This is a genomic window from Bradyrhizobium sp. Cp5.3 (assembly GCF_000426265.1).
Lineage (GTDB): Bacteria > Pseudomonadota > Alphaproteobacteria > Rhizobiales > Xanthobacteraceae > Bradyrhizobium > Bradyrhizobium neotropicale.
Genome location: NZ_AUFA01000003.1, coordinates 370,843 through 397,831 on the forward strand (window position 1 = coordinate 370,843; position 26,989 = coordinate 397,831).

The following is a 26,989-nucleotide window of genomic DNA, read 5'->3' on the forward strand; positions in this document are numbered from 1 at the left end:
CCACAATCCCGGCGGTGCTGGCGTTTGCTTCGGTGCTGCCGGGGTCCAGGATCAAAATCGCGACTCATCAGAGGAGCGCGGAACATGCGCAATAGAAAAGCGGCGGAAGTAAATGCCGATGTTGAGACGCGGATTGCTCAAATCGAGCAGATGACGCTGGAGCAGATCGCAACGTTTCAGGGCAGGATGCTGGCCGATATTGCGACGGGAAGAATCGCGCCAAGAGAAGCCAGCGCCATAGATCGCGCTCTTAGAAAGCGGCTGAAAGCGATCGAACAGGAACTCCGCTAGGACGGCTAGGCGTTGAACAAGAGGCCCGCCGGTTCAGGCTGGCGGGCTACTTCACGATCCGATATTTCTTTCGCCTTGCGCCTTGGTGGTGTGTCCGGCGTACGCTGTTTTCCGAGGTCTCAAACAGGGTCAGGAAATAATGTCGGCGACAGAAATCCTAAAGAGCGCATTCACGCTCGCCCTTTGTATTACGGCGACAACGACGACGCTCGCAACCGCCCAAGAAGCGACATTTTCAGAAGGCGAGCGACTTGGCCTTGCAGCTTGTTTGTCCAAATGCCCCGATAACGACAAGGCATGCAACAATCGGTGTATCTCAAATTCTCAAACCAAGGGCCGTGTGTGGGGCGACGATGTGCGCGCTTGCATTAGGGGTTGCCGGGTAGGCGCCCAAATGAAAGATCAGATATTTGGTTGTATAACGGGCTGCCGCCTTGATCGGATCGTCCGGTAGAAGCCAAGCGATGTATTCGCCGGCATCGCGCAGCGTCACCAGGCACTTTGATCGGATCGTCAAATGGGCGGGCCCAGCCCCGATCTGTCATTCCTTGCGTGTAGCGCTACGAGCGCTTTGTTGTCCACCGTGTCGATCGCGACACACCGCATCGGCGCGACTCGCCGTAGGCTTTTGTCGCGTCCTTCATGACGCTTATCCTCCCTTGGACTTGAGCCCGTCGCGAATGGCGGGCTTCCTTCGATAGGACCGTCTGGGTTAAGCGATGTCTGTCTTCACGAGCCGGACGTAGTGCCGCTCTCGTGCAGCTCGAGCCAGCCGCGTTCAACTGAGGAATAGGCGACGCCGAACGATGGCATGCCTTGTTCACGCTGGCGGGTTTCTATTTCCGTCGGCAGTGTTGCATCCAAGCTCTAGCGGAGCAGCCACATTGTCGCCATGATTGGTTCCAGCCGGTCGGGTCGACCAGCGCGCTGGCATGGCTAGGCTCGGCACATCTTCGGCGGGGGCGTGTGCCGGGCCGCCAAGCCCTGCTCGCGGTTCATCGCCCGATCTGCCTCACAGAGAACAGCGCGCGCTTCGGTCCGCACTCACTCTGCTGGGCGCGGACGTCAAATCCGATCGGTTCAGCTTGTCGGTTTTCTCGTGCCAGGGCTGGGCGGCTAGCTCCGGATCCCGCTTTTCAAACCGATGCCATCGAGCCGCCGGCTCCGCTTGCTGCTGAAGTCGGGTGGTCCACCGCCGTTCGCACTGTCTTTGAAAGTCCAGGGGAATGCTGCTCATGACAACTCGCAGTTCAACCCTGACCCAAGCGATAAGTAGCACACGCTCGTGCAGGAGGCGATTGTGCTTTAGTTGACGCGTCAGGCCAGGCGGGACAGCGCGCTAGGCGAATTTGGGCAGTGCTTCTGCCTTCGGTCCCGCGCTCAGATGCGTGGCTCACCACAAGACGGATACGAGCACTAGCAGGCCGCCCGCAGCTAGCATCCAGGTCAGCACATGGATCATCGTTGTTCGGTCGCGCGTCATGTTGCGCCCCCGGGGCTGCCCCACCTCGAAGGAGGCGCCCGACTGGCAAGCGAGCATTGAGCTAGATCAAGCTCGATCGCGGGATGGCTGCGGTGCCGGCACTTTCTGCTGAAGCTGGGTCGACGCGGCGAGGTTCTTAAAGTAACCGAGGACGAACACGCGTATCGCGGAAGATAGATTACCTTGCTGGCGGTTGCGGTCGATCTCTCCGACCAACTGCGAGAGCGTCATGTTGCGCAGGCTAGAAATCTCTTTCAGGCCAGTCCAGAAGGCCTCCTCGATGCTGACGCTGGTCCTGTGGCCGTCGACGACGATGGATCGTTTCGCTACCGGGGATTTCACGGCTATTCCTCGCGCTCGATGCAGTCCGACTGCAAACGAGAACGGCCCCGGCACGCGAGGCTGGGTACACGCCGGAGCCGTCCCTCTCTATGCGCACCGCCGCGCGCAAAGCCACTGTACCGGGAAGGAGCGGCAAAGTGAGATGCGCTCTGGGAGTAACCCCTTAGGTATCTCGATAGCTATCGAGGGCGGACTCCTTGTCGGAGTCTGATCCGCGGCTATGGGGGCGGGATCAGCACATCATCGACGAACTCAGGGCGTTCGAGCGCGCCGGCTTACTTGAGACGGCGAGCAACCATCGCGCGGAGATCTCCGACCGCGTGCGCGGCAAGTTCCTGTCCGGAAGACTACTGCCATGGCGCTCGTTGGGTGGAGCTTGAAGCGCCGGCCGAGCGGCAAAATCATTGAGGCTGGCCGCCAGATTGGGACGCTTGGCCGCCGCCGAATCCGGAGGTATTGCCGCCGCCGCAACCGCAACCTCGGCAGCCTCGGCAGCCGCAACCACGACAGCCGCCGCAGCCGCAGCCACGCGCGATCTGTTGGAAACCGGTGCCAACGTTCTCTTTGTCGAAGAGATGGAACGTGGCGAGACTGACGTCGGCCATTTCCTCTTCGCCAAGAACGAAGCGCCGATTGGGCGAGGTATTATCAGATTGCGGGATACCAGCAGTGGGCATCGTGGATGCGGATGCACTACCCATCAGCGAAAGACCCAGTCCGGCGGCACCCAGCACCTTCATGGCGGCGGCTTTGGCTGTGCGTTTTTGCTTCGAAGCTTGCTTAACCCTTGGCATGGTCGCATCCCTCCGGAAGTTCTTTTTGTGAAAACGCTTGGCAAGCGTGCGCTCGGCTAAACCGGCGCGCAAGAGTTAACCTGCGCCATGCGGCCGTCTTGGACAGCCTCAATGTTGGCGGCGAGCTCGACCAGCTTACGTGCGGCGGCTTCGGGGTTGGCGAAGGGGCGTTCGGTGGTGAGTTTCATTGCTGGAATCAGAACCTGTAGCCCATGCTTGATGCGTAACTTGCCGGGGGATGTCATGCCAGTTGGGGACGATGTTCACAGATCCCGGGGCGCCACACTCCGAGCAGACCATGCGTAAGCCAACACGCGACCACGGCTGATCCTGTGGAAGAGTGTCGAGCCGGACGTCGACCCTGCGATCGCAGCGGTCGTTCAGGCACTGGATGTTGCAGGTGACATGGCCATCGGCCAGCCAATCGGCAGGGCCGCGGGGCGGGTAGTGGCCGGTCCATTTCGTGTATCGACGGCGAGAGCGCATGCCGCCATCAAAGCGGCACGTAATGCAGCGTCAAATTATCGATTCCTAGCGACGTGGAACGTGCGTGAGCTACTGCCGGTCGTGGGTGTGGAGAACGGCCGGAGACGAGTGCGGGACATCGGGGGCATCGTAGGCCCAGACTGCGCACAGCATCAGCACGGCGCCGACCAACATTCCCATCGTGAAGCTATCGAGCATTGGGCGTCCGCTGCCTTTGGGGAGGCGCGCCCATAGCTCGCGACCGGCGATCGCGAGCGTCATGACAAGCCCAATGAGAGCAATCACGGTTGCTCTCCCGTGTGCACATCGTGTGCACGCGGGATTTTCGGCCTCAATCTTGGTGTCGGAATTTCAGGCTTAAGTCTTTGATTTTATTTGGTGAGCGCGCTGGGGCTCGAACCCAGGACCCCGTGATTAAAAGTCACGTGCTCTACCGGCTGAGCTACGCGCTCCCATGGCCGCTGGATGGCTTTGCGAGATCGGTCGCCATCGTCTTCGGTCATTCGAGAAGCATGTCTTGCCGCCACGTCTGATCGTGCGTCGCGGGGAAAACCGGTAAGGCCATTTCCGGATCATGCTTTCGGCCCGCGCTGTGTAGGGGGAGCGGCCGCTCAGGTCAATAGTGCGGGTGGGCGCCGAACTTCGCAGCAGGAGCAGGGATTCCTCCGGCGTTCCCGCCGTTTAGGCCGGAATTCTCAACCCGATTGGCGCCGCGTCATCCACGCCGAAGTGTGCGGGATGACGCCAGAGTGCTAGGCCAGTTAGTTCACCTCGCGGCGGACCTCGCTCGGCACGGGTTGGGAGGAACCGGCCGGTGTCGGCAGCGCGACGGGGCGCAGGCCGATCAGCTCGGCGGTGCGGATCGCGCTGTCGCGCCAGAACTGGAACGAGTTGATGCGGCTGAGCTCGAGGATTGCGATCGCCACCGCGGCAAGGAACGGCAGGCTCTGCAGCACCAGTACGCCGGCGAAGATGTAGATCTCCGTGATCTGCCTGAAACTGTTGGAGGCGATCAGGACGCCGGCGCCGACCAGGAGCAGGGTGCCGATCACGGCCTCCCAGAACGCCTGGAATTCGATCGACATGCGAGACAGGCCGCCCTTGGAAGTGCGCGCGAATGCGATGTGCTCGGTGATCAGTCCTTGAGCGACCGCGCGCGACACCGTCCATTGCACGCTCATCGCCGCGATCATGGCGCCCAGCATCTGGCCGGGCTTCACCGCGACGCGCAGGCGGTACATCGACAGGAAGTGCGCCAGCGAGACGATGAAGGCGGCGATGATCGGCAGCGTCAAGATCTTGTCGGGAATGGCGATGTCGGCAAACGCGACGATCGGCACCCAGACGAGGTTGAGCAGCGCCACGACCACGCCGAGACTTTCGGCCCCTAACCAGTTCAGCCAGCCGAGACCGTACTCGCGCTTCTGGTCGGGCGTCAGCCGGCTCCTGCCGGGCATGAAGTGGCGCCAGTGCTTCTTCACGATCTGGAGGCCGCCATAGGCCCAGCGGTGACGCTGCTTCTTGAAGGCCTCATAGGTGTCCGGCAGCAGGCCCTGGCCATAGCGGTGGTTGGTGTAGTGGGTGGTCCAGCCAAGCTCCTGGATCGCGAGGCCGAGATCGGAGTCCTCGCAGATGGTGTCGCTCGACCAACCGCCGGCCATGTCCATTGCGGCGCGGCGGATCAGGCACATCGTGCCGTGCACGATGATGGCGTTGGCCTCGTTGCGCTGGACCATGCCGATGTCGAAGAAGCCCGCGTACTCGCCGTTCATGATGTAGTGCATGATCGACAGGTCGCCGTCGCGGTGCTCCTGCGGCGCCTGCACGAGGCCGACGCGCGGATCGGCGAACGCCGGCACGAGATCCTTCAGCCAGTCGGGATCAACGACATAGTCGGCATCGAGAATGCCGATGATCTCGGCATCCGCCGCGGTGCGGTCCATCGCAATCCGCAGCGCGCCGGCCTTGAAGCCCTGCACCTTCTCGGCGTTGATAAACTTGAAGCGTTCACCGAGCGCGCGGCAATGGTCCTGGATCGGTTGCCAGAAGGCCGGATCGGGCGTGTTGTTGATGATGACCACGCATTCGTAGTTCGGATAGTTCAGCCGCGACAGCGCATCGAGCGTCTGCTTCAGCATGTCGACCGGCTCGAAATAAGCGGGGATGTGGATCGAGACCTTCGGGCAGTAGTTCTCGGGTACGTCAGCGATCGGCTTGCCCTTGGCCAGCAGCCGCTGCGGCGGCCGGCCGAAGGCGACCGCCGCGATCTCGTCGACGCGGGCCATCGCAATGAGGACGAGCGGAACAAGCAGGATCATGCCGAGCGTCAGCGCGAAGGCCGAACCGAAGATGAAATAATGCCCGTTCCAGAAAGCGAACACGGTCGCGGCCCAGGCGCCGACGCCGTTGGCGGTTGCCGACAGCAGAAAGGCCTGCTTCGCGGTCGGCTGTTCCAGTCGCAGGATCGGCAGCGACAGGAGGATGCCGACCAAGAGCGCGATCGTCATCAGCTTCCAGTAATCGGGATTCTCGACCGGGCCGGTCCACGCGAATTTCGGCTCGCGGCTGGCGTTGAGGATTCCCCAGTACGGACCGACGCCGCCTTCGAAGAACTTCCAGGGCTGATCGATCGCCTCGACGATGTTGTATTCCATGCCGAGCGCTTCGGCGCGACTGACGAAGTTGCGCAGCGTCAGCGCCTGCTGGAACGGACCGGGGTCGGCGTTGCGCAAGTTGTAGCCGGCGCTCGGCCAGCCGAACTCGGCGATCACGATGCGCTTGCCCGGGAAAAGGTTGCGCAGCAGGTTGTAGCGGTCGACGGCCTGGTCGACCGCCTGATCCGAGCGGAAGTTTTCCCAGTAGGGCAGGACGTGGGCGGCGATGAAGTCGACGTTCGAGGCAAGGTCCGGATTGTCGCGCCAGATGTTCCAGATCTCGCCGGTGGTGACGGGAACGCGGACCGCGCTCCTGACCTTCTTGATCATCTCGATGAGGTCTTCGACCTTCTGCTCGCCGCGGTAGATCACCTCGTTGCCGACGACGACGCCGATGACGTTGCTGTTCTTGCGGGCGAGCTCGATCGCGGCCTTGATCTCGCGCTCGTTGCGATCCTTGTCCTTGTCGATCCAGGCGCCGACGGTGACCTTGAGGCCGAACTCGGCCGCAATCGGCGGCACCAGCTCCACACCACCCGTGGACGAATAGAGACGGATCGCGCGTGTCATCGTCGACAGCGTCTTCATGTCGGCGCGGATCTGCTCAATCGTCGGAATGTTGTCGACGTCGGGGTGGCCTGAACCCGCGAACGGCGCATAGGAGACGCTCGGCAGGAGCCCCTTGAAGTCGGGTGCGGGTTCCTTGTCGCGCAAGACTACCCAGATGCCCGCGTGGAGCACGGACACGAGCAACAGAACGGCGGCGACAACGCGCATCGCGGCTAAACCAAACGGGGCTGAGGTGGCAGGGAAGCGGATCCGACCCCGAGATCCGACCAAGTCCGCGGCAAATGGAGCATACCTCCGCCGCGCGGTTTCACAACTGTCATGGCCTCATGTCCTTATGAGGGCATGTCTTTCGGAAAGCAGCGTGGCGGTGCCAACCGCTGCTATCGCCGATCGTTCCTGAACGCAGGCTGAAACGATCGCGGCTATTTCTGGGGCGCCGGTGTCGGGCTGGCCGCAGGCGATGGGCTCGCCGCCGGCTGCGTCGGCGGCGTCGCGCCGGTCGTCGGCGCGGCGGGCTGCGAGGCCGCGGCCGCCGCCTGCTGCGGCTGCGCCGCCGGGTTGATCCAGCAGGCGTGCACGCGGCTGTCCAGCGTCTCGGCGACCTTGGGATCGATCTGGGCGCCGAACCGCGTCAGGCAGCGGAATGCCGCCTGGATGTGGCCGCCGGGGCAGCCGAAGCGGTCGTAGAGGTCGAGGTGGCGGAACGCGGTATCGAGGTCATCCCGCCACATCAGCCGCACCACGCGCCGCCCGAGCCAGACGCATTCGGGGTTGCCGGCGGGGCCGTTGATGGCCTGCGCGGCCTCGGCGAACTCGTCGGTGCGGCGCTGGTTCTGGGCTGCGTCCTTGGTGGCGTCGGCAGGCTGTGCGGCCGCCTTGCCCTGGTCCGGGGCGGGGTTGCCGCTCTGGGCCGAGGCGCCGCCGAGACCGATCATGATGACAAGGGAGGGGACGGCCAAGGTGGCGGCGAACTGCCGCAGGACCGCATTTCTTAACTCGAGCACCCGTCGCCGCATGAATTCCCCAATTTCTCCACTGACCGCCCGCATCAGACCTCGCGGACGCGCAGGTGATGGCGTCCAAATGGGTCTCCAATGCGGCGGAAAATTCCCGCGGAATCCCATGACCTGTATTTGGATTTTTGTCCAGCAAAGTCACGCGTGTAAGGCCCGGTCGAACGGCCGCAGGTTAATTCGCCGGGGAGATGGCGCCGCTCGCGCATGCCACCCCCTTGGCAGATGGCGTGCGAGCAGGTAATCGACGAGCCCTTCGCGGAGGACGGAACCGATTTCTCTTCGTACGCCACTGGCGCTTCTGCTCGTTTCCCTGGGTGCGATTGCTGCCGTGTGGTGGTGGCTGGCCACGCCGATCACGCTCGCGCGCGCCCCCATTGACCCCAGCGACAAGCTGCAATGTGTCTCCTATACGCCGTTCCGCGGCGATCAGACGCCGCTGAACGAATGGACCCATATCGAGGCCGACCAGATCGAGCAGGACCTGCGCCAGCTCAAGGAGATCACTGAGTGCGTCCGCACCTACTCGATCGAGAACGGGCTCGATCAGGTGCCGGCGGTCGCGACCAAGGTCGGCGGGCTGAAAGTGATGCAGGGCATCTGGCTCGGCAGCAACCGCGCCAAGAATTTTGCGCAAGTTGCGACCGCCATCCGCCTCACCAAGGAATTCCCTGGCACCATCTCTTCGCTCATCGTCGGCAACGAGGTGCTGCTGCGCGGTGAGATGACGACGGCCGATCTGATTGCCATCATCCGTTCGGTGAAGGCGCAGGTCAGCGTACCCGTCACCTATGCCGATGTCTGGGAATACTGGCTGAAGAACCGCGACGTCTATGACGCCGTCGACTTCGTCACGATCCATATCCTGCCCTATTGGGAAGACATCCCGGTGCGCGCGAAATTCGCCGCCGCCCATGTCGAATCGATCCGCGAGCGGATGGCGGTGGCGTTTCCCGGCAAGGAGATCCTGATCGGTGAGACCGGCTGGCCGAGCGAAGGACGCATGCGTGAAGTCGCGCTGCCCTCGCGCACCAATCAGGCGCGCGTCGTCTCGGAGATCCTGGCCCTGGCGAAGGCGCAGAAATTCCGCGTCAACCTGATCGAGGCCTACGATCAGCCGTGGAAGCGCCGGTTAGAGGGCACCGTCGGCGGCTATTGGGGCCTGCTCGATTCCGCGCGCCGACAGCTGAAATACCCGCCTGGCCAGCCGATCAGCAATTTCCCGTACTGGAAATGGTACATGGGCGCCGGCATGGCGCTCAGCGTGCTGGTGTTCGCGGTCGCCGGCATCACACTGCGGCGCAGGCCCTGGACGCCGCGCTTCTCGGCCTGGCTCGGTGTCGGCATCTCGGCGACGACCGCGGGCATCCTGCTCGGGATCGGCGCCGACAAGATGTACTATGAGAGCTACGGCTGGGGCGGCTGGCTGCAGTGGGGGACTCTGCTCGCCGCCGGCATCCTGTCGCCGATCTTCTGTGCGCAGGCCCTCGTCATCGGCCGCAGCCTGCCGACGTTCCTCGATATTCTCGGTCCGCGTGAAGAGCGCAAATGGTCGAAGCTCACGGCCGTGCTCGGCCTGACGCTGGCGGTGACCGCGGTGATCGCGGCCGAGACCGCGCTCGGCTTCGTGTTCGACCCGCGCTACCGCGACTTCCCCTATGCCTCGCTGACGATGGCGGTGGTGCCGTTTGCAGTGTTGATGCTGAACAACCGGCCGCAGATCGGCGTACGCCCGATTGCTGAAGCCGTGTTCGCCGGCCTACTGGCGCTGTCGGCAGCCTACGTCCTGCTCAATGAAGGCCGCGACAACTGGCAGTCGCTGTGGACCTGCGCGATCTATCTGTTGCTCGCGCTCACGCTGTGGCGGGCGCGGGCCGAGCAAAGCCAAGGATGAGCAGGCCGATCGCCAGTCCCGACAGGATGATGTTGTAGAGGACGATGCCGAGGCCGGCGGCGACGACGCCGAGCGTGAGCAGCACGATCGAGGGCCGCATCAGGTTCAGCGTCGCGATCACCAGCGCGACGATGCCGAACACCGAATTCTTGAACAGCGAGGTTGAGACCGAGCGCGCCTTGCAGATCATGGTCTGCAAGCCGGCATCGCACGCGAGCGCCACTTGCGAGAACTCGATCGCGAGATAACGGACATAGAGCGCCCACCCGACGGTGACGAAACCGACGACGAGCAGGAACTGCACCTGATACGGCGTCAGGCGAAAGGGCTTTTTCTTCATGGGGCCAATATGGTCGGGAAGGCGCGGGCGGGCAACAGGGGAAGGTGAATCTTTCCCGCAAACTTGCCCGAGAAACCTAACCCAATTTGCTGATGGGATGGCGCTTTCGGGGCGGATTACCGCCTGAAGAACGATGACAGCGTCGATCCCGCGGAGGCCGTCTCCGGCCTGGCCGGAGCCGGCTGTGCCGCCGGCGGTGGTGGTGGCTCCTCGCGCTTGGAGCGCTTCGACGAATAGCTGCGGTGGCGCTGCGGCTTCTCGGGCTTGGCGGCGGGGGCCGGCGGCGTCTCGGCTTGCGTCGCCGTGTCCTGATCCTTGCTCGTCTCCGCGCTCTTGTCCTGTCCCTTGTCTTGCGCCTTCTCTTGACCTTTTTCCTGCCCCTTGTACTGAGCCTTTTCCTGGCCGCCGCGCATCGACAGACGCTGGCCGTCGAACACCGTGGTCTCGCAGTGGCGGTTGTTCTCGGACAGGCCTGCGCAGAGTTTTGCCGCAGCGGCGGCGTTGATCAGGGGGCCGGCGCCGAGGCGGAGCTGCATGCCCAGGGCGTTATTGCCTTCCTTGATCATGATGATCGGCCGGAGTGTCGCGATCTCTGGATTGGATTTGGAGAGGCCACGCCAAAGCGCGCGCAAACCGTCGATCGAATTTGCGCCGCCGAGGTCGATCGCAAAGCGCGTCTGCTGAACCGCAATCGCGGGCGCCTCGCTCTCGGCTGCTTCAGGCGGCTTCGTCGCCGCCGCGACTTCGGTGGAGGCAGGAGCGGGCTCGGCCTTCTTCTCGGCCGCCTCGGGCTGCATCAATTTTTGCGCGGCCGGATCAGGCGGCGCCATGATCGACTTCGATGTGACCAGCGGAATGGTCGGCAGGGCAGACGGCGCGGGCGGTGACTGCGGCACGAGCGAAGCCGCAGCCGCGGTCTGCGGCGGCGGGCCCGGCTGCTCCTTTGCGGCCTCTTTCGAAGTGTCCTTCGGCTCCTTGGCGGCACCCGCGCGCGGCTTGTCGACCAACGATGCCGCGGTCGAGGCGACGGGTGCGACGTCAGGCGCCGGCTGCGCGGCCGCGACCGGCCCGTCCTGCGGCTTCGAGGCTGACGCCTGCGGCGGCGTGGTATGCTTGGCGATGGCACCGGTGACGGAATCGAGCCCTTGCTCCAGCACAGTGACGCGCGCGTAGAGGCGGTCGCGATCACTGCTCAGCGTCTCGATGGCGGAGGCGAGCCTGCGGGCCTCGCTCTGGCTCTCTCGCGTCAGCATCTGGAGTCGGTCGGCCTGGCGCGCCAGATCGGTGGCCGCGACCTGGTCGCGCCGCCAGCCGAGCTGCGCCTGGTTGGCGAAGACGGCCACGACCACGGCGCCGACGGCCGCGACGCCCCACGAGCCCAGCCGCCACAGCATGCGGCGGTCGAACGCGCTCTCCTCGGCCACCAAACCGGAGAAAAGCCCGCTGGTCTCCTTGGTGTCGAAGGCATTGGCCAGAGGGTCGGAATCCTTTGCCATGAACTTGAGTGCCCAGCCCCGTTCAACTTCCCCGAATCAATCAGGGAACATTAACAGGAAATGGGTCCTACACTTGAATTCCGGGCGTTTGCGGGGGTAGCAAGGCGCCGTTAAAAAAGGCCGCCGGCTGCTTCCCGCCGGCGCCGGTTGATTCGGCCATATATGACAGGATTGCAATGACCGCCCGCTCAAGCCTCACGATCGTGCTCGCCGCTGGTGAAGGCACGCGCATGCGATCGAGCCTGCCCAAGGTGCTGCATCCCGTCGCAGGCCAGACGCTGCTCGCCCATGTGCTCGCCGCCGCGCCACAAGGAACCGACACCTCGCTCGCGGTCGTGGTCGGCCCTGACCACCAGGCGGTTGCGGACGAAGCCAGGCGGATCCGGCCTGACGCGCTCACCTTCGTGCAAGCCGAGCGGCTCGGCACCGCGCACGCGGTGCTCGCGGCGCGCGAGGCGATCGCGCGCGGCGCGGACGATCTGCTGATTGCGTTCGGCGACACGCCGCTGATTTCGGCCGAGACTTTTGCGCGGCTGCGCGCGCCGCTCGCCAAGGGCGCGGCGCTCACCGCGCTCGGCTTCCGCGCCGCCGATCCCACCGGCTACGGCCGCTTCATCGTCGAGGGCGACCGCCTCGTCGCGATACGCGAGCAGGCTGACGCCAGCCCTGAAGAGCGCAAGATCACGCTGTGCAATGCCGGCGTGATGGCGCTCGATGGGCACCGCGCGCTGGCGATCCTCGGGCAAATCGGCAATGGGAATTCGAAGGGTGAATATTATCTCACCGATGCGGTCGGCATCGTCCGGGAACAGGGAGGGGAGGCCGTGGTGATCGAGACCAGCGAGGACGAAGTGCGCGGCATCAATACCAAGGCGCAGCTTGCCGAGGCCGAAGCCGTGATGCAGGCGCGGCTGCGGAAAGCTGCGATGGACGCCGGCGTCACGCTGATTGCGCCGGAGACCGTCCATCTCTCCGCCGACACCGTGTTTGGCAACGACGTGACGATCGAGCCGTTCGTGGTGATCGGCCCCGGCGTATCGATCGGCGACGGCACGGTGGTCCATTCCTTCTCGCACATCGTGCAGTCCTCGCTCGGCAAGAACGTCTCGCTCGGCCCCTTTGCGCGCCTTCGGCCCGGCAACTCGCTCGGCGACGGCGCGCGCATCGGCAATTTCGTGGAGGCCAAGGCCTCGACGCTGGAGGCCGGCGTCAAGGTCAACCATCTCTCCTACATTGGGGACACAACGGTCGGTGCCAATTCCAACATCGGTGCCGGCACCATCACCTGCAACTACGATGGCTTCAAGAAGCACAAGACGACGATCGGGCGGGGCGCCTTCATCGGCACCAACTCCTCGCTGGTCGCTCCTGTGAAGATCGGCAACGGCGCCTATATCGGCTCGGGGTCGGTGATCACGCGTGACGTGCCCGACGATGCCATGGCGTTGGAGCGCACCCAGCAGACCATCCGGGAAGGCGGCGCCACGCGCTATCGCGAGCTGAAGACGGGCGGCAAGAAGCCGGAGAAGTGAGCGGGCTTATTGGTCCCCGGCAGCGAGCTCATGGTCGATCTCATTGGTCGCTTGCTCAATACGCTCGTTGAGGTGTTCGTCGAGGCGACGGGGCGAGCAGTGCTGAAGCTGTTCGGCGCGCGCCGCCCGCACGAGCTGGCGTGCCTTGTCACAGGATTGGTGTTCTGGACGTTCGTCGGCATCCTCCTGCTCGCGATCGTCCGCGTCCTGGCGCGCTGAGCAACCTCCGGCCCGCTATTCGTCGTCGGCGAATTCCGAGAAGATCGCGCGGGTCAGGCGCCAGCCGCGCGGCTTGGCGCGCTTCACCGGCTCGCCTGCCGGGTGCTTGACGAAGACGGGTTTGCTTTCCTTGCCGCGCTGGGGCGGCGGCCAGTGCGCCAGATTCGTGCCCGCGGTCTCGCTGGCGCGCAAGTAAATCGACGACAGACCCTTGCGGTCGGATGAGCTTCTCATGGCCGTCTCTCCTGGGCAGGAATCGTTGGTCAAACTCATTGACAGCGAGTTAATGTGCAGGGTTAAAGGCCGGCCAATTCGACGCATGTTAGAGCTGCCGCCATTTTGTGCTGTCGCAATCCGCAACAATTGTTGAGTATATGCTTCGTTGCGAACTTCGATAAAAACCGGGCGCGTCGTTTTGGCGATTTTTCGACGATTTAGGGGATATTGAACCGCATGTGCGGGATTGTCGGCATTCTCGGGCGCGAACCGGTTGCGGAGCAGCTGGTGGATTCGCTCAAGCGTCTTGAATATCGCGGCTACGACTCCGCGGGCGTTGCCACCCTCGAAGGCAGCCATCTCGAGCGCCGCCGCGCCGAAGGCAAGCTGAAGAACCTGGAGAAGCGGCTTACCGCCGAGCCCCTCAAGGGCACGACCGGCATCGGCCACACCCGCTGGGCCACGCACGGCAAGCCGACCGAGCACAATGCGCATCCGCACGCGACCGAGCGCGTCGCCGTGGTCCACAACGGCATCATCGAGAATTTCCGCGAGTTGCGCGAGGAGCTCGAAACGACGGGAACGGTGTTCCACACCGAAACCGACACCGAGATCGTGCTGCATCTCGTCGACGATCAGCTCAAGCGGGGCAACAAGCCGGTCGAGGCGGTGAAGCTGACGCTGGCGCGGCTGCGCGGCGCGTTCGCGCTCGGCTTCATCTTCGCAGGCGAGGGCGATCTCATGATCGGCGCCCGCAACGGGCCGCCGCTCGCGATCGGCTACGGCGACGGCGAGATGTATCTCGGCTCGGACGCCATCGCGCTCGGCCCGTTCACCGATACGATCAGCTATCTCGATGACGGCGACTGGGTGGTCTTGACCCGCAACAGCGTCACGATCTTCGACAAGGACGGCCATGCCGTCCAACGCGAGAAGATCAAGCACGCCGCCTCGACCTCGCTGGTCGACAAGGCCAACTACCGCCACTTCATGGCGAAGGAGATTCACGAGCAGCCGGAAGTGGTCGGCCATACGCTGGCGCGCTACGTCGACATGGCGACCGAGCGCGTGCTGCTGCCGGTCGAGCTGCCGTTTGACTTCGGCACCATCCAGCGCGTCACCATCACGGCCTGTGGCACCGCCAGCTACGCCGGCTATGTCGCAAAGTACTGGTTCGAGCGCTTCGCGCGCCTGCCGGTCGAGGTCGATGTCGCCTCCGAATTCCGCTATCGCGAGGCGCCCTTGCGCAAGGGCGATCTCGCCATCTTCATCTCGCAATCCGGCGAGACCGCCGATACGCTCGCCGCGCTGCGCTACGCCAAGGCCGCCGGCGTGCACACGGTGGCCGTGGTCAACGTGCCGACCTCGACGATCGCGCGCGAGAGCGAAACCGTTTTGCAGACGCTCGCCGGCCCCGAGATCGGCGTCGCCTCGACCAAAGCCTTCACCTGCCAGCTCATGGTGCTTGCCGCACTCGCGGTCGCCGCCGGCAAGGCGCGCGGTGAACTATCCGAGGCCGACGAGACCAAGCTCGTGCACGGCCTCGTCGAGGTTCCGCGCCTGATGGCGGACGCGCTCACCACCGAGCTGCAGATCGAGAAGCTCGCGCGCGACATCTCAAAGTCGCGCGATGTGCTCTATCTCGGCCGCGGCACCAGCTTCCCGCTCGCGCTTGAAGGCGCGCTGAAGCTGAAGGAAATCTCCTACATCCACGCCGAAGGCTATGCCGCCGGCGAGCTCAAGCACGGGCCGATCGCGCTGATCGACGAGAACGTGCCGGTGGTGGTGATTGCGCCGCACGACCGGGTGTTCGAGAAGACCGTCTCGAACATGCAGGAGGTGGCCGCCCGGGGCGGCAACATCATCCTGATGACGGATGCCAAGGGCGCAGCCGAAGCGACGGTCGCTTCCCTCGTCACCATCGTCATGCCGGACATGGCGGCCGCTTTCGCGCCGATGGTCTACGCCGTCCCCGTGCAGCTGCTCGCCTATCATACGGCGGTGGTGATGGGCACCGACGTCGACCAGCCGCGCAATCTCGCCAAGTCCGTGACGGTGGAATAGGCAGACGGGCCGGTCGCCGCTCGCTATCTGGTCTTCAAAAATCTGCTAGAAGACCCTAGCTAGTGAGTTGCGACCGACCTGGAACCCGAATGACCACCCGCGACGACGCGCCTGCGCCTCTGCCCGATCCCGTTCCGGAACCGCATACCGGCCTGATGGGCCGTTTCCGCAACTATTTCCTCACCGGCCTCGTCGTGACAGGGCCGATCGCGATCACCCTCTATCTGGTCTGGTGGTTCGTCACCTGGGTCGACGGCGTGGTGCGGCCGTTCGTGCCGCTGGCCTATCGGCCGGAAACCTATCTGCCCTATGGCGTTCCCGGCTGGGGACTGATCGTCGCATTTTTTACGCTGACGCTGGTCGGCTTCCTCGCCGCCAACCTGATCGGCAGGACGCTGGTCGATGTCGGCGAGACTTTCCTTGGCCGGATCCCGGCCGTTCGCGCTATCTACCGTGGCTTGAAGCAGGTGTTCGAGACGCTGTTCTCGGGCAAGGGCTCGAGCTTCCGCAAGGTGGGCCTCGTCGAGTTTCCATCGCCGGGCATGTGGTCGATCGTACTGATCTCGCAATCGCCGAGCGAGGACATCGCGCGCAGCCTGCCCGGGCAGGAGGAGCACGTCTCGGTGTTCCTGCCGTGCTCGCCGAACCCGACCACCGGGTTCTTCTTCTACGTGCCCAAGAGCAAGATCATCGAGGTCGAGCTGAGCGCCGAGGATGCCGCGACGCTGATCATGTCGGCCGGCGTGGTGCAGCCAGGCTCGGCGCCCGATCCGAAACGGGCGGCGGCGCTCGCGGGCATGGCGAATGCCGCGCGTATCGCCAATGCCTCGACCGCGCTCCAGCCGGAGCCCGCGAAGGTGGAGTGAGCGGCTGGCGGAAGGCTGGCTATGCGCTGGAGCCGTATCCCGGTCCGGACAGCGGCACTACCGCGCCGGACCGCGGCAAGTAGAATCGGCGACCGACGGCTGGCCTTGGCTTTTGGCCTGAACTCGATCGGAGCCGACGATGACAACCACGATTGCAATCCTCGCACCGGGCGCCATGGGCAGCGCTGTGGCCCGCCGGCTGGGCGAGCATGGCGCGCGCGTGCTCACCTCCTTGAAAGGGCGGAGTGAAGCGACGCTGAAACGGGCGGCGGATGCCGGCATGATCGGCGCCGACGATGATGCGATCGCAGACGCCGACATCATTCTCTCGATCGTGCCGCCGGGCGAGGCCGTGGCGCTGGCGGAGCGGCTGGCGAGCCTGATTGTCAGGCGTGCGAAGAAGCCGGTCGTCGTCGACTGCAATGCCGTCAATGTCGATACGGTGCTGCGGATCGAGGAGATCATCGGCTCGGCGCAGACGCCGTTCGTCGATGCCGGCATCATCGGCTTCCCGCCGCAGCCCGGCGGTAAGAGCCCAGCGTTCTACATGTCTGGCGAGCATGCCAGGGACGTGGCGGTGCTGAAACAGCTCGGGCTGGATGTGCGCATCGTCGAGGGTCCGGTCGGCGCGGCCTCCGCGCTGAAGATGTCCTACGCCGGAATCGTCAAGGGCCTGGCCGGGATCGGTTCGGCCATGGTGCTCGCCGCGACCAAAGCGGGCGCTGCGGATGCGCTCCGTGACGAGCTTGCGCTGAGCCAGCCCGCGATCCTGGCGCGGCTCGAAGTCGCGCTGCCGGACATGATCCCGAAAGCCTATCGCTGGGTCGCGGAGATGCGGGAGATTTCCGGCTTCCTCGGACCGGATCACCCGGCGAGTCAGATCTACGAGGGATTTGCGCGCTGGTTCGAGCATCTTGCTGCGGATGCCAGGGGCGAGGCGGTGGATGCGGCGCTGATGAAGGCGTTCGCGGCCAACATCCCAAAGAAAAGCTAGATTGGACTTGCGAGCCCGATGCGCTCGTGAAGGCTCGGGCAGGTTTGCCTCGATCTGCGTGTCAGGAAAGGTCCTGTTGGAGCAGCCTCGGCGCTGGAGATTGTCCTACGCCGGTATGGTCAAGAGTTCACCTACGGCGGACAGGCTCGCAGAGAGCGGGCCTTGCATTGGCCATGGATTAGCCCGCACTGGTCCATTTGCGCCACTGGGTCGGCTGAATGTCGGCGTGCGCTTTGCCGGATCCGTCGACCCAATTGGATCCGTCCTTGTGACAGGGAAAAGGAAGCGAATGGACAATACCATCAAAGTCCAGCGCACAGATTTCGAGGTCTCCGTCTGACGGAGCTGTCGAAGTGGACTGCCATTCGGTGGAGATGAACTGCATGATCGACCTCCAGCAGGGATGCAGGGATAGTTCCAACGTACGCTCGGCCGGCGATCCCGGAATGCTGCCTCCCCGAGGTAGCACCTGCTCTGCCTCGCTTGCCTGCATACCCAACTTTAGCACGAGTGATCCGTCCTTGAATGTGAACCAGATCGCAACAAAGCAGCTAAACTGTACGCTTCATTCGGGCAATCGCATTGTCCTTGCCTCGAGCGCCTATGATACCACCGGGCGCACATCACCGCTTGCAAGTGAGTCTGTCTCGGAAGCCGACGGTTCAACGAATTGAGACGATCAACCCGTCATGCGCGAGCTCGACCGGTGCATCTATCAAAGATACATCGCCAAGAGCCGCTTCGGTTGATGGGATTGCCGGAGCAGGCTCGGCAATGACGAGAACGCTTCAACCCGCCCCGATCAGTGGGATCGCCTCGTCCCGCTCGTAGAGATACAAGAGGCAGCGCAGCGCTTCACCGCGCTCGCCCTTCAGCTTCGGATCGTCCTTCAGGATGCGCAGCGCCTCGTCGCGAGCCTGCGTGATGAGCTGGCCGTGGACCTCCGAGCGCGCGATGCGATAGCCGGGCAGGCCGCTCTGGCGTACCCCTAACACGTCGCCTTCGCCGCGCAGCTTCAAGTCTTCCTCGGCGATGCGGAAGCCATCGGTGGTTTCGCGGATCACCTTCAGCCGTGCTTTCGACATCTCGCCCAGCGGCTCGGAGTAGAGCAGCAGGCAGGTCGAGGCTTCCGAGCCGCGCCCGATGCGGCCGCGCAACTGGTGCAGCTGGGCAAGGCCAAAGCGCTCGGCATTCTCGATCACCATGATGGTGGCGGCGGGCACGTCGACGCCGACTTCAACCACGGTGGTCGCGACCAGGAGCCCGATCTCGTGCGCGGCGAACTGGCCCATCACGCGATCCTTTTCAGTGCCCTTCATCTGACCGTGGACAAGGCCGACGCGATCGCCAAAGCGCTTCTGCAAACCTTCGAACCGCTTGGTCGCGTTGGTCAGGTGCTCGGTGCCTTCGGCCTCGGACTCCTCGACCAGCGGACAGATCCAGTAGACCAGCTTGCCGGACTGCAGCGCGCGGCCGACGCCGTCCATGACCTCCTCGATCCGGCTTATCGGCACCGTGCGGGTGTCGATCGGCCGGCGGCCGGCGGGCTTCTCGCGCAGCTCGCTGATGTCCATGTCGCCGAAATAGGTCAGTACCAGCGTGCGCGGGATCGGCGTGGCGCTCAACACCAGCACGTCGACGGCTTCGCCCTTCGAGGTCAGCGCCAGCCGCTCGCGCACGCCGAAGCGATGCTGCTCGTCGACGATGGCGAGCGCGAGGTCTTTGAAGAGCACATCGTCCTGGATCAAGGCGTGAGTGCCGACGAGGAGATCGATCTCGCCCTCGGCAAGGCGCATGACGATATCGCGTCGCTCCTTGCCCTTTTCCCGGCCGGTGAGGATCGCGACCCGCATGCCGGCGCGCTCGGCGAGCGGTGCGATGGTCTTGATGTGCTGGCGCGCCAGAATTTCGGTCGGAGCCATCAGTGCGGCCTGCTTGCCGACCTCGGCCACCGCGGCGGCGGCGAGCAGCGCGACCACGGTCTTGCCGGAGCCGACGTCGCCCTGGAGCAGACGCAGCATCCGCACGGGCTGCTTCAGGTCATCGGCGATGGCGGCTGCCGCGCTGCGCTGGGAGGGCGTCAGCGCATAGGGCAGGGCATCGATGATCCTGTTGCGCAGATGCCCGTCGCCGGCATTGCGCACGCCGGCGGGCCTACGCAACTGCGCGCGGATCAGCGCGAGCGCCAGTTGCCCGGCCAAGAGCTCGTCGAAGGCGAGGCGCGACCAGTAGGGCTGATCGGGCAAGACGTCGGTGAGCTCGACCGGCTGATGCACGCGGGTGAGCGCCTCGGCGATCGGCGGAAAATTGCAGCGACGCACCACCTCCGGGCTGATCCATTCCGGCAGAGGCGGCAGCTTCTGCAGTGCCTGGGCGATCGCACGGCGCAGCGAGCCGAGCGCCAGCCCTTCGGTCAGGGGATAGACGGGGTCGATGCCCGATAGCTTTGCGATGGCCTCCTCGTCCAGCACGCGGTCGGGATGCACGATCTGCGGGATTCCGTCATACATCTGCAGTGTGCCGGAGACGTAGCGCTTCTCGCCCATCGGCAGCAGTTTTTCGACATAGCCGGGCTTGGCGCGGAAGAAGGTCAGCACGACGTCGCCGGTGTCATCGCTGGCGTAGACGAGGTAGGGGGCACGCGCGTTGCGCGGCGGGGGCGGGCGGTGGCGCTCGACCGTCACCTCGAGCGTCACCACGGTTCCCGGCACGGCGTCGCGAATTTTCGGCCGGGCGCGGCGGTCGACGACGTTGCTCGGCAGATGCAGGAGCAGGTCGACCAGCCGCGGCGTCTCATCGCGGCTGAGCAGATAGCGCAGCAGCTTGTCCTGCTTCGGACCGACGCCGGGCAGGCTGGTCACGGGAGCAAACAGCGGATTGAGCAGGCTGGGGCGCATGGGAGGAATCTAGGATCGTTTCGGCCCGTCATGCCCGGCTTTATGCCGGGCATCCACGTCTTTTTCGCGCCCTCTGCGCGGGCGGCGGGCCAATCGATGGCCTGAACTGCCGCAACAAAGGGCTGACACGGCCGGCCCGAGTGGCTATATCACCCCCGCCCGGCACGTCCGGGCTTTTCGCGTTGGACTGGATTTGAGACATGACGGGAACGACACGATCGAGCGACGGCCTGGATGACCGCCGCAAGCGGCTTTTGTTCCGCTGCTGGCACCGCGGCACGCGCGAGATGGATCTGATTCTTGGCCGCTTTGCCGATGCCGAGATCGGCAACCTGTCCGATGACGAGCTGACCGAGCTCGAGCGCCTGCTCGAGGTCAATGATCCCGATCTCTACGCCGCCATCACCGGTGACAAGGTGCTGCCGGCCGGGGTGGCCGGCGCACTCTTCACGCGCATCAGGGTGTTTCCGATCGCGGACGGCAATGCATGAAACAGCCGTCGAAATCGCCGGCCGAATTGCTGGCACCCAGCCGCGCCCTGACGCTCGCCAATGTTGCCGAGGGCGCGGAAGGTCTCGTCATCTCCGATCTTGCCCGTGCCATCGCGGCGCGGCCGAAGAAGCCGGCCGTCAGCCTGGCGGTGGTCTGCCGCGACGGCCCCCGCATGCAGCAGGTCGAGCGCGCGCTGCAATTCTTCGCGCCCGACCTGCCGGTTCTGACGTTCCCGGCCTGGGACTGCCAGCCCTATGACCGGGTCTCGCCGCATGGCGGCATCCTGGCGCAGCGCCTGACCACGCTGGCGCGGCTCGCCTCGCTCACCGGCAGCGACAAGCCGCTGATCGTGCTGACGACGGTGAACGCCGTCGTGCAGCGCGTGCCGTCGCGCGACCTCGTCGCGGCGCAGGCGCTGTCGGTCGCGCCCGGCAACGTCGTGCCGATGGACACCATTGTCGCCTGGCTCGAGCACAACGGCTACAACCGCTCCTCCACCGTGCGCGAGCCCGGCGAATATGCCGTGCGCGGCGGCATTCTCGACCTGTTTCCCGCCGGCCTCGACCAGCCGGTCCGCTTCGACTTCTTCGGCGACAGCCTGGAATCGATCCGCACCTTCGACGCCGAGACCCAGCGCACGCTGCTCGACATGCGCGCGCTCGATCTCGTGCCGATCTCCGAATTCCAGCTCGTCACCGACACCATCCGCCGCTTCCGCATGGGCTATGTCGCCGAGTTCGGCGCGCCCGAGCGCGACGATGCGCTGTACGAGGCCGTCAGCGAAGGCCGCCGCCATCCCGGCATGGAGCACTGGCTGCCGCTGTTCCAGGACCGGATGGACACGCTGTTCGACTATCTGCAGGGCGCAGCGATCGCGATCGAGCCGCAGGCCGAGGATGCCATCCGCGAACGCTTCAAGCAGATCCTCGACTATTACGAGGCCCGCCGTGATGCGTTGGACCATCCGAGCGGCGGCGCCATCTACAAGCCGCTGCCGCCGGACCGGCTCTATCTGACGGAAGAGGAGTGGACGAAGCGCGAAGGCGACATCCCGCTGGCGCGGCTGACGCAGTTCTCCGTGCCGGCCGACGGTGTGACCGTCGTCGATGCCGGCGCGCGCAAGGGCCGCGACTTCGCTCCGGAGCGCAACGACGCGACTGTCAATGTGTTCGAGGCGGTGGTCAGCCACGTGATGGCGCTGCAGGCGCAGCGCAAGAAGGTCGTGATCGCGCTGTGGACCGAAGGCTCGCGCGACCGCATGACCTCGATGCTGCGCGACCACAAGCTCACGCACACCACCAGTGTCAATAGCTGGCGGACGGTGCAGGCGACCCCGCGCAACGAGACCATGCTTGCGGTGCTGGGCCTCGAAAGCGGCTTCGAGACCGACGAGATCGCGCTCATCAGCGAGCAGGACATCCTGGGCGACCGCCTGGTGCGGCCGCGCAAGGCAAGCCGCAAGCTCGACAATTTCATCTCGGAGGTGACGAGTCTTGCGGCGGGCGACATCGTCGTCCACGTCGATCACGGCATCGGCCGCTTCATCGGCCTGCAGACGCTGGATGTCGCCGGCGCGCCGCATGACTGTCTCGAGCTGCATTACGCGGCCGAGACAAAGCTGTTCCTGCCGGTCGAGAACATTGAGCTGTTGTCGCGCTACGGCTCCGACCAGACCACGGTCGAGCTCGACCGCCTCGGCGGCTCCGGCTGGCAGACCCGCAAGGCCAAGCTGAAGAACCGCATCCGCGAGATCGCGGGCGAGCTGATCAAGATCGCTGCCGCGCGCCATTTGCACGAGGCACCCAAGCTCCCGGTGCAGCAGGGCCTCTACGACGAGTTCTGCGCGCGCTTCCCCTATGACGAGACCGAGGACCAGCTCGGTGCCATCGAATCCACCCTGAAAGATCTCGAGCTCGGCCGTCCGATGGACCGGCTGATCTGCGGCGACGTCGGCTTCGGCAAGACCGAGGTTGCGCTCCGCGCGGCCTTTGCCGTTGCGCTCGAAGGCAAGCAGGTTGCGGTCGTGGTGCCGACCACGCTGTTGGCGCGCCAGCACGCAAAAACCTTCACCGAGCGCTTCAAGGGCTTTCCGGTGAATGTGGCGCAGGCCTCGCGCCTGATCGCGACCAAGGAGCTGAACCAGGTCAAGAAGGGCATTGCCGACGGTTCGGTCGATATCGTCGTCGGCACCCACGCGCTGCTCGGCAAGGCCATCAAATTCCGCGATCTCGGCCTCGTCATCGTCGACGAGGAGCAGCATTTCGGCGTTACGCACAAGGAGCGACTGAAGGCGCTTCGTTCCGAGGTGCATGTGCTGACGCTGTCGGCGACGCCGATTCCGCGTACGCTGCAATTGGCGCTCACCGGCGTACGCGAACTTTCGATCATCGCTTCGCCACCGGTCGACCGCCTCGCGGTGCGCACCTTCGTCGCCCCGCATGATCCCCTCATGATCCGCGAGGCGCTCCTGCGCGAGCGCTATCGCGGCGGCCAGGCATTCTACGTAGTGCCGCGCATCGACGACCTCGCCGACGTCAAGGACTTCCTCGACAAGAACGTGCCGGAGATGAAGGTTGCGGTCGCGCACGGGCAGATGCCGCCTGCGGTGATCGAGGACATCATGACCGCGTTCTACGACGGCAAGTTCGACATCCTGCTGTCGACCACCATCGTCGAATCCGGCCTCGACATCCCCAACGCCAATACGCTGATCGTGCACCGGGCCGACATGTTCGGCCTCGCCCAGCTCTACCAGCTCCGCGGCCGCGTCGGGCGCTCCAAGCTGCGGGCCTATGCGCTGTTCACGCTGCCGGCGCAGCAGAAGATCACGGGGCAGGCCGAGCGACGGCTCACCGTGCTGCAATCGCTGGAGACACTCGGCGCAGGCTTCCAGCTCGCCTCCCACGACCTCGACATCCGCGGCGCCGGCAATCTGCTTGGCGAGGAGCAGTCCGGCCACATCAAGGAAGTCGGCTTCGAGCTCTACCAGTCGATGCTGGAAGAGGCGATCGTCAACCTCAAGGCCGGCGTCTCCGAGCCTGCGGCCGACCGCTGGTCGCCGCAGATCACGATCGGCATGCCCGTGCTCATTCCGGAAGACTATGTCGGCGATCTCGCGGTGCGGCTCTCGCTGTACCGGCGCCTCGCCGATCTCGACACCGAAGAGGAGATCGAGAATTTTGGCGCCGAGCTGCGTGACCGCTTCGGTGTGCTGCCGGACGAAGTGCGCTATCTGTTCAAGGTCGCCGCGATCAAGGCGTTCTGCCGCCGGGCCAATGTCGAGAAGATCGATGCCGGTCCGAAGGGGGCCGTCATCGCCTTCCGCGACAATTCGTTCGCGTATCCCGACCGCCTGGTGTCGTTCATCCGCAGCCATGGCCAGGCCGCGAAGGTGCGGCCCGACATGAAGGTGGTGTTCTTGCAGGACTGGGAGACGCCGGAAGAGCGCCTCGCCGGCACCACCGAGATCATGCGTCAGCTCGCACAGCTCGCACAGAGCAAGAAGGCGGCGTAGGGCGCAAGTTAGTTTCCCCGTCATTGCGAGCGAAGCGAAGCAATCCAGAAATGTATCCGCGGAAGGATGCTGGATTGTTTCGTCGCTTCGCTCCTCGCAATGACGGTGTTACTGGAAGCATTTGTACGGTTGATAAAGGCGCGCAGCGCCGTGTCTTCTGCACCCGGATCTGGAATCGGTGGCACGCTTCGCTTTGCCCGCCCTACGTGGTCAATCGAGGTGGAATCTCAAGTAGAGGTTTCCAGCCGGCTCATTCTGGAAATACAAGAGCCCTTGCGGCGCCATGCCGGTAAAAAAGCGGAGCCTCGGTGCCGGGTCGCCGGGCACTATCCTCTGTGATGGCGCACCGAGTTCGAAGAAACAGCAGCCGGGCTTGCCTTCGATTTGAATGCGCGCGTGGTCGGGGTCGTCGCGAGACAGGAAAATGATGACCGTCAGGTTTAGCTTCGCGACCTTCACACGGCATACCCTATAGGGGCACGCCGTCGAACCTGCATCGCCGTCGGTCGGTGTTTCAATGCCGTAATCCAGCCTGTAGTCCTTGGCGTAGCCGGAAGCCGACGTGAGCAGAACGGCGGAAATGAATGCTGTTGCGAATTTCATCGTCGACCGGCATATCGAGGCGCACTGACAGACGATTTCTCGCCCGGAGGTTGTGGACAATTCGCATAGAACGAACCGGGAACGATGTCAACCGGCTCGCGGCTTTCGTGCATTGGCGACAGCGCTGATGTCGCCGCGGGTGCGCCTTTTCGGCATCTGATGAACTATCTCAATCCCTGACGACGCGACGGAGAACTCGGATGTTCGGGGCATTACGATCGGGAGCTTGCTTGACGGGCGGGGCGTCCAGAACACGATTGGTCTGAACTGCCTTAGGCGTCGAGAGCACGCCCTGGTCCGTCGGCGCTGCAAGAATTTGTATTCTCCCATTTGTCGTTGGTGAGGCATAGATTGGCGGGCGCGCACGCATGATCGAATCGTTTGGATCGCGCGGACGGATCTCGCTACGGCCGTCATCCTCTAGATTCGGGATCGCATTGCTGGCTGCTTGATAGCCGCATCAATCATTTGCTTTATAGGACCCAATATTGAGCCGGGGTCATCGACGTATTGCTCGGATGCGATAACGCTGTTCTTAAATCTATTGAGGTCATCGATGGTCTGCTGGACAGATTTTCGCGGCCCCTCGTTCCACCAGGACCCCTTGCCAGACATGTAATGATCTATGACGTCGCGCGCGCGACTCGTGATGTCTTCCTTGTCTGACGGATTGATCGTGACAAACCCAGAGCCGATCGGCGGTAAAGGTTTCCTTTCAATCGTCGGCACGAATAATTCTCCTGCGCAAATGAAAAGACCCGCAGCGGAATTTCTCCGCGCGGGCCAGCTGATTATTTCGATGATGCCATTCTGCCGGTGTTTTGCCCGACGTGTCAAATGGCTTCGTAAAATCCGTAGGGCTTCACGTCAGCAATTGACAGCTCCTTTGCATGGGGTTGTTTTTCAGATTTTGTCGGATCACCGTTCAAACCGAGGTCCGAAGGGCGATCCTGCGAAAGGAGGGCGCGATGATATCTACGACGCCGCGCGCGGTGCTTCTGCCGAGAGACGCGCCAGCAACGAGCGCGCGGTATCTAACGGCGACAGCGAATCCACGCTGACGACGGGATCGCTGCGCATCTCGTGCTTGCCGTTCGAGGTGTGCCGCATCACCGCGGAGAGGCGGCGGGCGATCATGTGCGCGGTGCGGAAATCGGTCTCTGCGAACACCACGATCACCGAGCCGTCCTTCTGCGCCGTGCCAAAATCCATCTGCCGCATTAGCCGGCTCAGGATGCGCGCGGCATCGAGCTGGGCGCGCGGATTGGCCGGATCGAACGCAAAGCGCGCAACCGAAAGGCCGCCGCCGCGGGCGAGCGTCTGCTCGACCGCCTTGGAGAAATCGCGGGCGAAGGCTTCGACAGTCAACAGGCCGCTGCGCGGATCGAGCCAGCCGCCGGCATCGATCGAGCGCAGCGTGCGGCTGAGCTGCGCCTCCATCGCGTGCTGGCGGATCAGCGGCAGCGCGTTGGCCGCGATCCGGACCGGCTCGCCCGAGATGATTTCGAGATTGGGCAGGTCGTAGTTCTGCGTGAGCTCGTGCGCGGTGACCACTACGGGCAGGTTGCGGAAGCGGGTGTCTTCCGCGAGCACCGTGAGGAAGGCATCCGCGACGCGCGCGGTAAAGCCTTCCGCGAGCACGACGCCGTCGATGTCGCGGGTGTTGAGATGCTTTGCTGCGGCCTCGATCGAAAGCGCGCCGATCACGCCCATCCGCTCGCCGAGCGCGACCGAGAGTGCGGGATAGGCCGCGCCGCGGCCGATCAGGAGCACCGTGGCATCACGCGCGGGATCGGCCTCGGGCAGCGAGACCTTTGCCGTTGCCTCCGGCAGCCGGCGCAGCACGGTCGCATGCAGCGTGCGCACGCGCAGTGCGGCGCGCAGCCGCGGGATCAAGCGGTCCGGATCGGCGCCGTGCGTGGCGAAGGGCAGGGCGTTGTGGGGGAGAGTGCCCGGCGCGTCCAGCGCGACGAAGGGAATGTAGAGCGGCTGGTCGGCAATCTTCTTGGCGAGCGGCGCGATGTACGGCTCGTGCCCGCCGGACATTGTGGCGAGAACCGCGGCAGGTTGCACCTGCTCGATAGCGCGGGCGGCGCTCGCCCAGTCGCTGTCGACAATGGGAAAGAGACGGCTCTCGTCGAGTGCCGCGATGAAGGCCGGCCGCTCGGCATTGGACACAAAAAGGATCGGGCCCGCCTGGGACATCGCAAACTCTGATCACGCAATAGG

General features: G+C 64.4%; 24 protein-coding genes and 1 tRNA gene. 10 read left to right on the top strand and 15 right to left on the bottom strand.

The features are described from left to right. The first annotated feature begins 84 nt into the window (after positions 1-84). Positions 85-291 (top strand): hypothetical protein, encoded by a 207-nt coding sequence (locus tag K289_RS0107120; RefSeq protein WP_027550867.1) that lies wholly within the window; start codon positions 85-87, stop codon positions 289-291. A gap of 316 nt (positions 292-607) precedes the next feature. Here K289_RS0107120 and K289_RS50235 read toward each other — a convergent pair whose 3' ends face one another. Together K289_RS50235 and K289_RS0107130 are read right to left on the bottom strand one after the other, a co-directional pair. Next, positions 608-784: a hypothetical protein gene (locus tag K289_RS50235; RefSeq protein ID WP_156917839.1), complete on the bottom strand. Its 177-nt coding sequence runs from the start codon at positions 782-784 to the stop codon at positions 608-610. A gap of 1,056 nt (positions 785-1,840) precedes the next feature. Beyond that, positions 1,841-2,116 carry a ribbon-helix-helix domain-containing protein gene (locus K289_RS0107130; protein ID WP_027550868.1) on the bottom strand — a complete coding sequence of 92 codons (276 nt, stop codon included), beginning with the start codon at positions 2,114-2,116 and terminating at the stop codon, positions 1,841-1,843. A gap of 431 nt (positions 2,117-2,547) precedes the next feature. Here K289_RS0107130 and K289_RS0107135 point away from each other — a divergent pair, with 431 nt between their 5' ends. Next, on the top strand, positions 2,548-2,970 hold the full coding sequence (locus tag K289_RS0107135; RefSeq protein WP_027550869.1) for a hypothetical protein: 423 nt from the start codon (positions 2,548-2,550) through the stop codon (positions 2,968-2,970). On the opposite strand, the gene K289_RS52835 is transcribed toward K289_RS0107135, so the two are convergent. From K289_RS52835 to K289_RS0107160, 5 genes are all read right to left on the bottom strand, one after another. Continuing rightward, complete coding sequence (locus K289_RS52835; RefSeq protein WP_256379995.1) at positions 2,967-3,098, bottom strand: hypothetical protein; 132 nt, start codon at positions 3,096-3,098, stop codon at positions 2,967-2,969. The two genes, K289_RS0107135 and K289_RS52835, sit on opposite strands and share 4 nt — an antisense overlap. 367 nt (positions 3,099-3,465) lie before the next feature. After that, complete coding sequence (locus K289_RS0107145; RefSeq protein ID WP_035684056.1) at positions 3,466-3,681, bottom strand: hypothetical protein; 216 nt, start codon at positions 3,679-3,681, stop codon at positions 3,466-3,468. Positions 3,682-3,772: 91 nt separating this feature from the next. Next, positions 3,773-3,848: transfer RNA gene (locus K289_RS0107150), tRNA-Lys, on the bottom strand. Positions 3,849-4,157: 309 nt separating this feature from the next. After that, on the bottom strand, positions 4,158-6,827 hold the full coding sequence (locus tag K289_RS0107155) for a glycosyltransferase (RefSeq protein WP_027550871.1): 2,670 nt from the start codon (positions 6,825-6,827) through the stop codon (positions 4,158-4,160). Between the two features lie 215 nt (positions 6,828-7,042). Next, complete coding sequence (locus K289_RS0107160) at positions 7,043-7,636, bottom strand: hypothetical protein (RefSeq protein WP_027550872.1); 594 nt, start codon at positions 7,634-7,636, stop codon at positions 7,043-7,045. Positions 7,637-7,964: 328 nt separating this feature from the next. Here K289_RS0107160 and K289_RS0107165 point away from each other — a divergent pair, with 328 nt between their 5' ends. Further along, the gene (locus K289_RS0107165) at positions 7,965-9,527 is read left to right on the top strand and encodes a beta-1,6-glucan synthase (RefSeq protein WP_027550873.1); all 1,563 of its coding nucleotides are present in this window, start codon (positions 7,965-7,967) and stop codon (positions 9,525-9,527) included. Here K289_RS0107165 and K289_RS0107170 read toward each other — a convergent pair. Together K289_RS0107170 and K289_RS0107175 are read right to left on the bottom strand one after the other, a co-directional pair. After that, positions 9,487-9,867: a hypothetical protein gene (locus K289_RS0107170; protein WP_027550874.1), complete on the bottom strand. Its 381-nt coding sequence runs from the start codon at positions 9,865-9,867 to the stop codon at positions 9,487-9,489. The two genes, K289_RS0107165 and K289_RS0107170, sit on opposite strands and share 41 nt — an antisense overlap. A gap of 116 nt (positions 9,868-9,983) precedes the next feature. Further along, positions 9,984-11,363 (bottom strand): hypothetical protein, encoded by a 1,380-nt coding sequence (locus K289_RS0107175; protein WP_027550875.1) that lies wholly within the window; start codon positions 11,361-11,363, stop codon positions 9,984-9,986. Positions 11,364-11,539: 176 nt separating this feature from the next. On the opposite strand from K289_RS0107175, the gene glmU reads away from it, so the two are divergent. Both glmU and K289_RS0107185 read left to right on the top strand, forming a co-directional pair. Then, complete coding sequence (glmU, locus tag K289_RS0107180; protein WP_027550876.1) at positions 11,540-12,895, top strand: bifunctional UDP-N-acetylglucosamine diphosphorylase/glucosamine-1-phosphate N-acetyltransferase GlmU; 1,356 nt, start codon at positions 11,540-11,542, stop codon at positions 12,893-12,895. 30 nt (positions 12,896-12,925) lie between these two features. Further along, positions 12,926-13,114, top strand: coding sequence for a hypothetical protein (locus K289_RS0107185; protein WP_027550877.1), 189 nt, complete (start codon positions 12,926-12,928; stop codon positions 13,112-13,114). Positions 13,115-13,129: 15 nt separating this feature from the next. Here K289_RS0107185 and K289_RS0107190 read toward each other — a convergent pair whose 3' ends face one another. Beyond that, positions 13,130-13,348 carry a hypothetical protein gene (locus K289_RS0107190; protein WP_027550878.1) on the bottom strand — a complete coding sequence of 73 codons (219 nt, stop codon included), beginning with the start codon at positions 13,346-13,348 and terminating at the stop codon, positions 13,130-13,132. A 219-nt stretch (positions 13,349-13,567) separates the two neighbouring features. Between K289_RS0107190 and glmS the strand changes: the two genes are divergently transcribed. The 3 genes from glmS to K289_RS0107205 all read left to right on the top strand — a co-directional run bounded on the left by glmS (position 13,568) and on the right by K289_RS0107205 (position 17,254). Continuing rightward, a complete protein-coding gene (glmS, locus tag K289_RS0107195) occupies positions 13,568-15,394 on the top strand; it encodes a glutamine--fructose-6-phosphate transaminase (isomerizing) (RefSeq protein ID WP_027550879.1) in 1,827 nt (608 codons plus the stop codon). An 89-nt stretch (positions 15,395-15,483) separates the two neighbouring features. Further along, on the top strand, positions 15,484-16,260 hold the full coding sequence (locus K289_RS0107200; protein ID WP_027550880.1) for a DUF502 domain-containing protein: 777 nt from the start codon (positions 15,484-15,486) through the stop codon (positions 16,258-16,260). Positions 16,261-16,399: 139 nt separating this feature from the next. Then, the gene (locus K289_RS0107205) at positions 16,400-17,254 is read left to right on the top strand and encodes an NAD(P)-dependent oxidoreductase (RefSeq protein ID WP_027550881.1); all 855 of its coding nucleotides are present in this window, start codon (positions 16,400-16,402) and stop codon (positions 17,252-17,254) included. A 178-nt stretch (positions 17,255-17,432) separates the two neighbouring features. Here the strand turns inward: K289_RS0107205 and K289_RS0107210 are convergent, their stop codons facing one another. Both K289_RS0107210 and recG read right to left on the bottom strand, forming a co-directional pair. Continuing rightward, positions 17,433-17,639, bottom strand: coding sequence for a hypothetical protein (locus K289_RS0107210; RefSeq protein ID WP_035684171.1), 207 nt, complete (start codon positions 17,637-17,639; stop codon positions 17,433-17,435). Positions 17,640-18,042: 403 nt separating this feature from the next. Beyond that, positions 18,043-20,151 carry an ATP-dependent DNA helicase RecG gene (gene recG, locus K289_RS0107215; RefSeq protein ID WP_027550883.1) on the bottom strand — a complete coding sequence of 703 codons (2,109 nt, stop codon included), beginning with the start codon at positions 20,149-20,151 and terminating at the stop codon, positions 18,043-18,045. A gap of 200 nt (positions 20,152-20,351) precedes the next feature. On the opposite strand from recG, the gene K289_RS0107220 reads away from it, so the two are divergent. Both K289_RS0107220 and mfd read left to right on the top strand, forming a co-directional pair. Beyond that, complete coding sequence (locus K289_RS0107220) at positions 20,352-20,642, top strand: succinate dehydrogenase assembly factor 2 (RefSeq protein WP_027550884.1); 291 nt, start codon at positions 20,352-20,354, stop codon at positions 20,640-20,642. Beyond that, the gene (gene mfd, locus K289_RS0107225; RefSeq protein WP_027550885.1) at positions 20,639-24,157 is read left to right on the top strand and encodes a transcription-repair coupling factor; all 3,519 of its coding nucleotides are present in this window, start codon (positions 20,639-20,641) and stop codon (positions 24,155-24,157) included. Before K289_RS0107220 ends, mfd begins: the two co-directional genes overlap by 4 nt. A gap of 210 nt (positions 24,158-24,367) precedes the next feature. On the opposite strand, the gene K289_RS0107230 is transcribed toward mfd, so the two are convergent. From K289_RS0107230 to K289_RS0107240, 3 genes are all read right to left on the bottom strand, one after another. Continuing rightward, the gene (locus K289_RS0107230; RefSeq protein WP_027550886.1) at positions 24,368-24,760 is read right to left on the bottom strand and encodes a hypothetical protein; all 393 of its coding nucleotides are present in this window, start codon (positions 24,758-24,760) and stop codon (positions 24,368-24,370) included. A 420-nt stretch (positions 24,761-25,180) separates the two neighbouring features. Further along, a complete protein-coding gene (locus K289_RS0107235) occupies positions 25,181-25,489 on the bottom strand; it encodes a hypothetical protein (protein ID WP_027550887.1) in 309 nt (102 codons plus the stop codon). A 246-nt stretch (positions 25,490-25,735) separates the two neighbouring features. Beyond that, positions 25,736-26,965 carry a hypothetical protein gene (locus tag K289_RS0107240; protein ID WP_027550888.1) on the bottom strand — a complete coding sequence of 410 codons (1,230 nt, stop codon included), beginning with the start codon at positions 26,963-26,965 and terminating at the stop codon, positions 25,736-25,738. Positions 26,966-26,989: the final 24 nt, after the last annotated feature.

What these genes read in the sequence shown, in the direction of transcription:
- K289_RS0107120 (WP_027550867.1), top strand. Translation starts at nt 85, where the DNA reads ATGCGCAATAGAAAAGCGGCGGAAGTAAATGCCGATGTTGAGACGCGG.
- K289_RS52835 (WP_256379995.1), bottom strand. Translation starts at nt 3,098, where the DNA reads ATGAAACTCACCACCGAACGCCCCTTCGCCAACCCCGAAGCCGCCGCA.
- K289_RS0107155 (WP_027550871.1), bottom strand. Translation starts at nt 6,827, where the DNA reads ATGCGCGTTGTCGCCGCCGTTCTGTTGCTCGTGTCCGTGCTCCACGCG.
- K289_RS0107160 (WP_027550872.1), bottom strand. Translation starts at nt 7,636, where the DNA reads ATGCGGCGACGGGTGCTCGAGTTAAGAAATGCGGTCCTGCGGCAGTTC.
- K289_RS0107170 (WP_027550874.1), bottom strand. Translation starts at nt 9,867, where the DNA reads ATGAAGAAAAAGCCCTTTCGCCTGACGCCGTATCAGGTGCAGTTCCTG.
- K289_RS0107175 (WP_027550875.1), bottom strand. Translation starts at nt 11,363, where the DNA reads ATGGCAAAGGATTCCGACCCTCTGGCCAATGCCTTCGACACCAAGGAG.
- glmU (WP_027550876.1), top strand. Translation starts at nt 11,540, where the DNA reads ATGACCGCCCGCTCAAGCCTCACGATCGTGCTCGCCGCTGGTGAAGGC.
- K289_RS0107185 (WP_027550877.1), top strand. Translation starts at nt 12,926, where the DNA reads ATGGTCGATCTCATTGGTCGCTTGCTCAATACGCTCGTTGAGGTGTTC.
- K289_RS0107190 (WP_027550878.1), bottom strand. Translation starts at nt 13,348, where the DNA reads ATGAGAAGCTCATCCGACCGCAAGGGTCTGTCGTCGATTTACTTGCGC.
- glmS (WP_027550879.1), top strand. Translation starts at nt 13,568, where the DNA reads ATGTGCGGGATTGTCGGCATTCTCGGGCGCGAACCGGTTGCGGAGCAG.
- K289_RS0107200 (WP_027550880.1), top strand. Translation starts at nt 15,484, where the DNA reads ATGACCACCCGCGACGACGCGCCTGCGCCTCTGCCCGATCCCGTTCCG.
- K289_RS0107205 (WP_027550881.1), top strand. Translation starts at nt 16,400, where the DNA reads ATGACAACCACGATTGCAATCCTCGCACCGGGCGCCATGGGCAGCGCT.
- K289_RS0107210 (WP_035684171.1), bottom strand. Translation starts at nt 17,639, where the DNA reads ATGCAGTTCATCTCCACCGAATGGCAGTCCACTTCGACAGCTCCGTCA.
- recG (WP_027550883.1), bottom strand. Translation starts at nt 20,151, where the DNA reads ATGCGCCCCAGCCTGCTCAATCCGCTGTTTGCTCCCGTGACCAGCCTG.
- K289_RS0107220 (WP_027550884.1), top strand. Translation starts at nt 20,352, where the DNA reads ATGACGGGAACGACACGATCGAGCGACGGCCTGGATGACCGCCGCAAG.
- mfd (WP_027550885.1), top strand. Translation starts at nt 20,639, where the DNA reads ATGAAACAGCCGTCGAAATCGCCGGCCGAATTGCTGGCACCCAGCCGC.
- K289_RS0107230 (WP_027550886.1), bottom strand. Translation starts at nt 24,760, where the DNA reads ATGAAATTCGCAACAGCATTCATTTCCGCCGTTCTGCTCACGTCGGCT.
- K289_RS0107240 (WP_027550888.1), bottom strand. Translation starts at nt 26,965, where the DNA reads ATGTCCCAGGCGGGCCCGATCCTTTTTGTGTCCAATGCCGAGCGGCCG.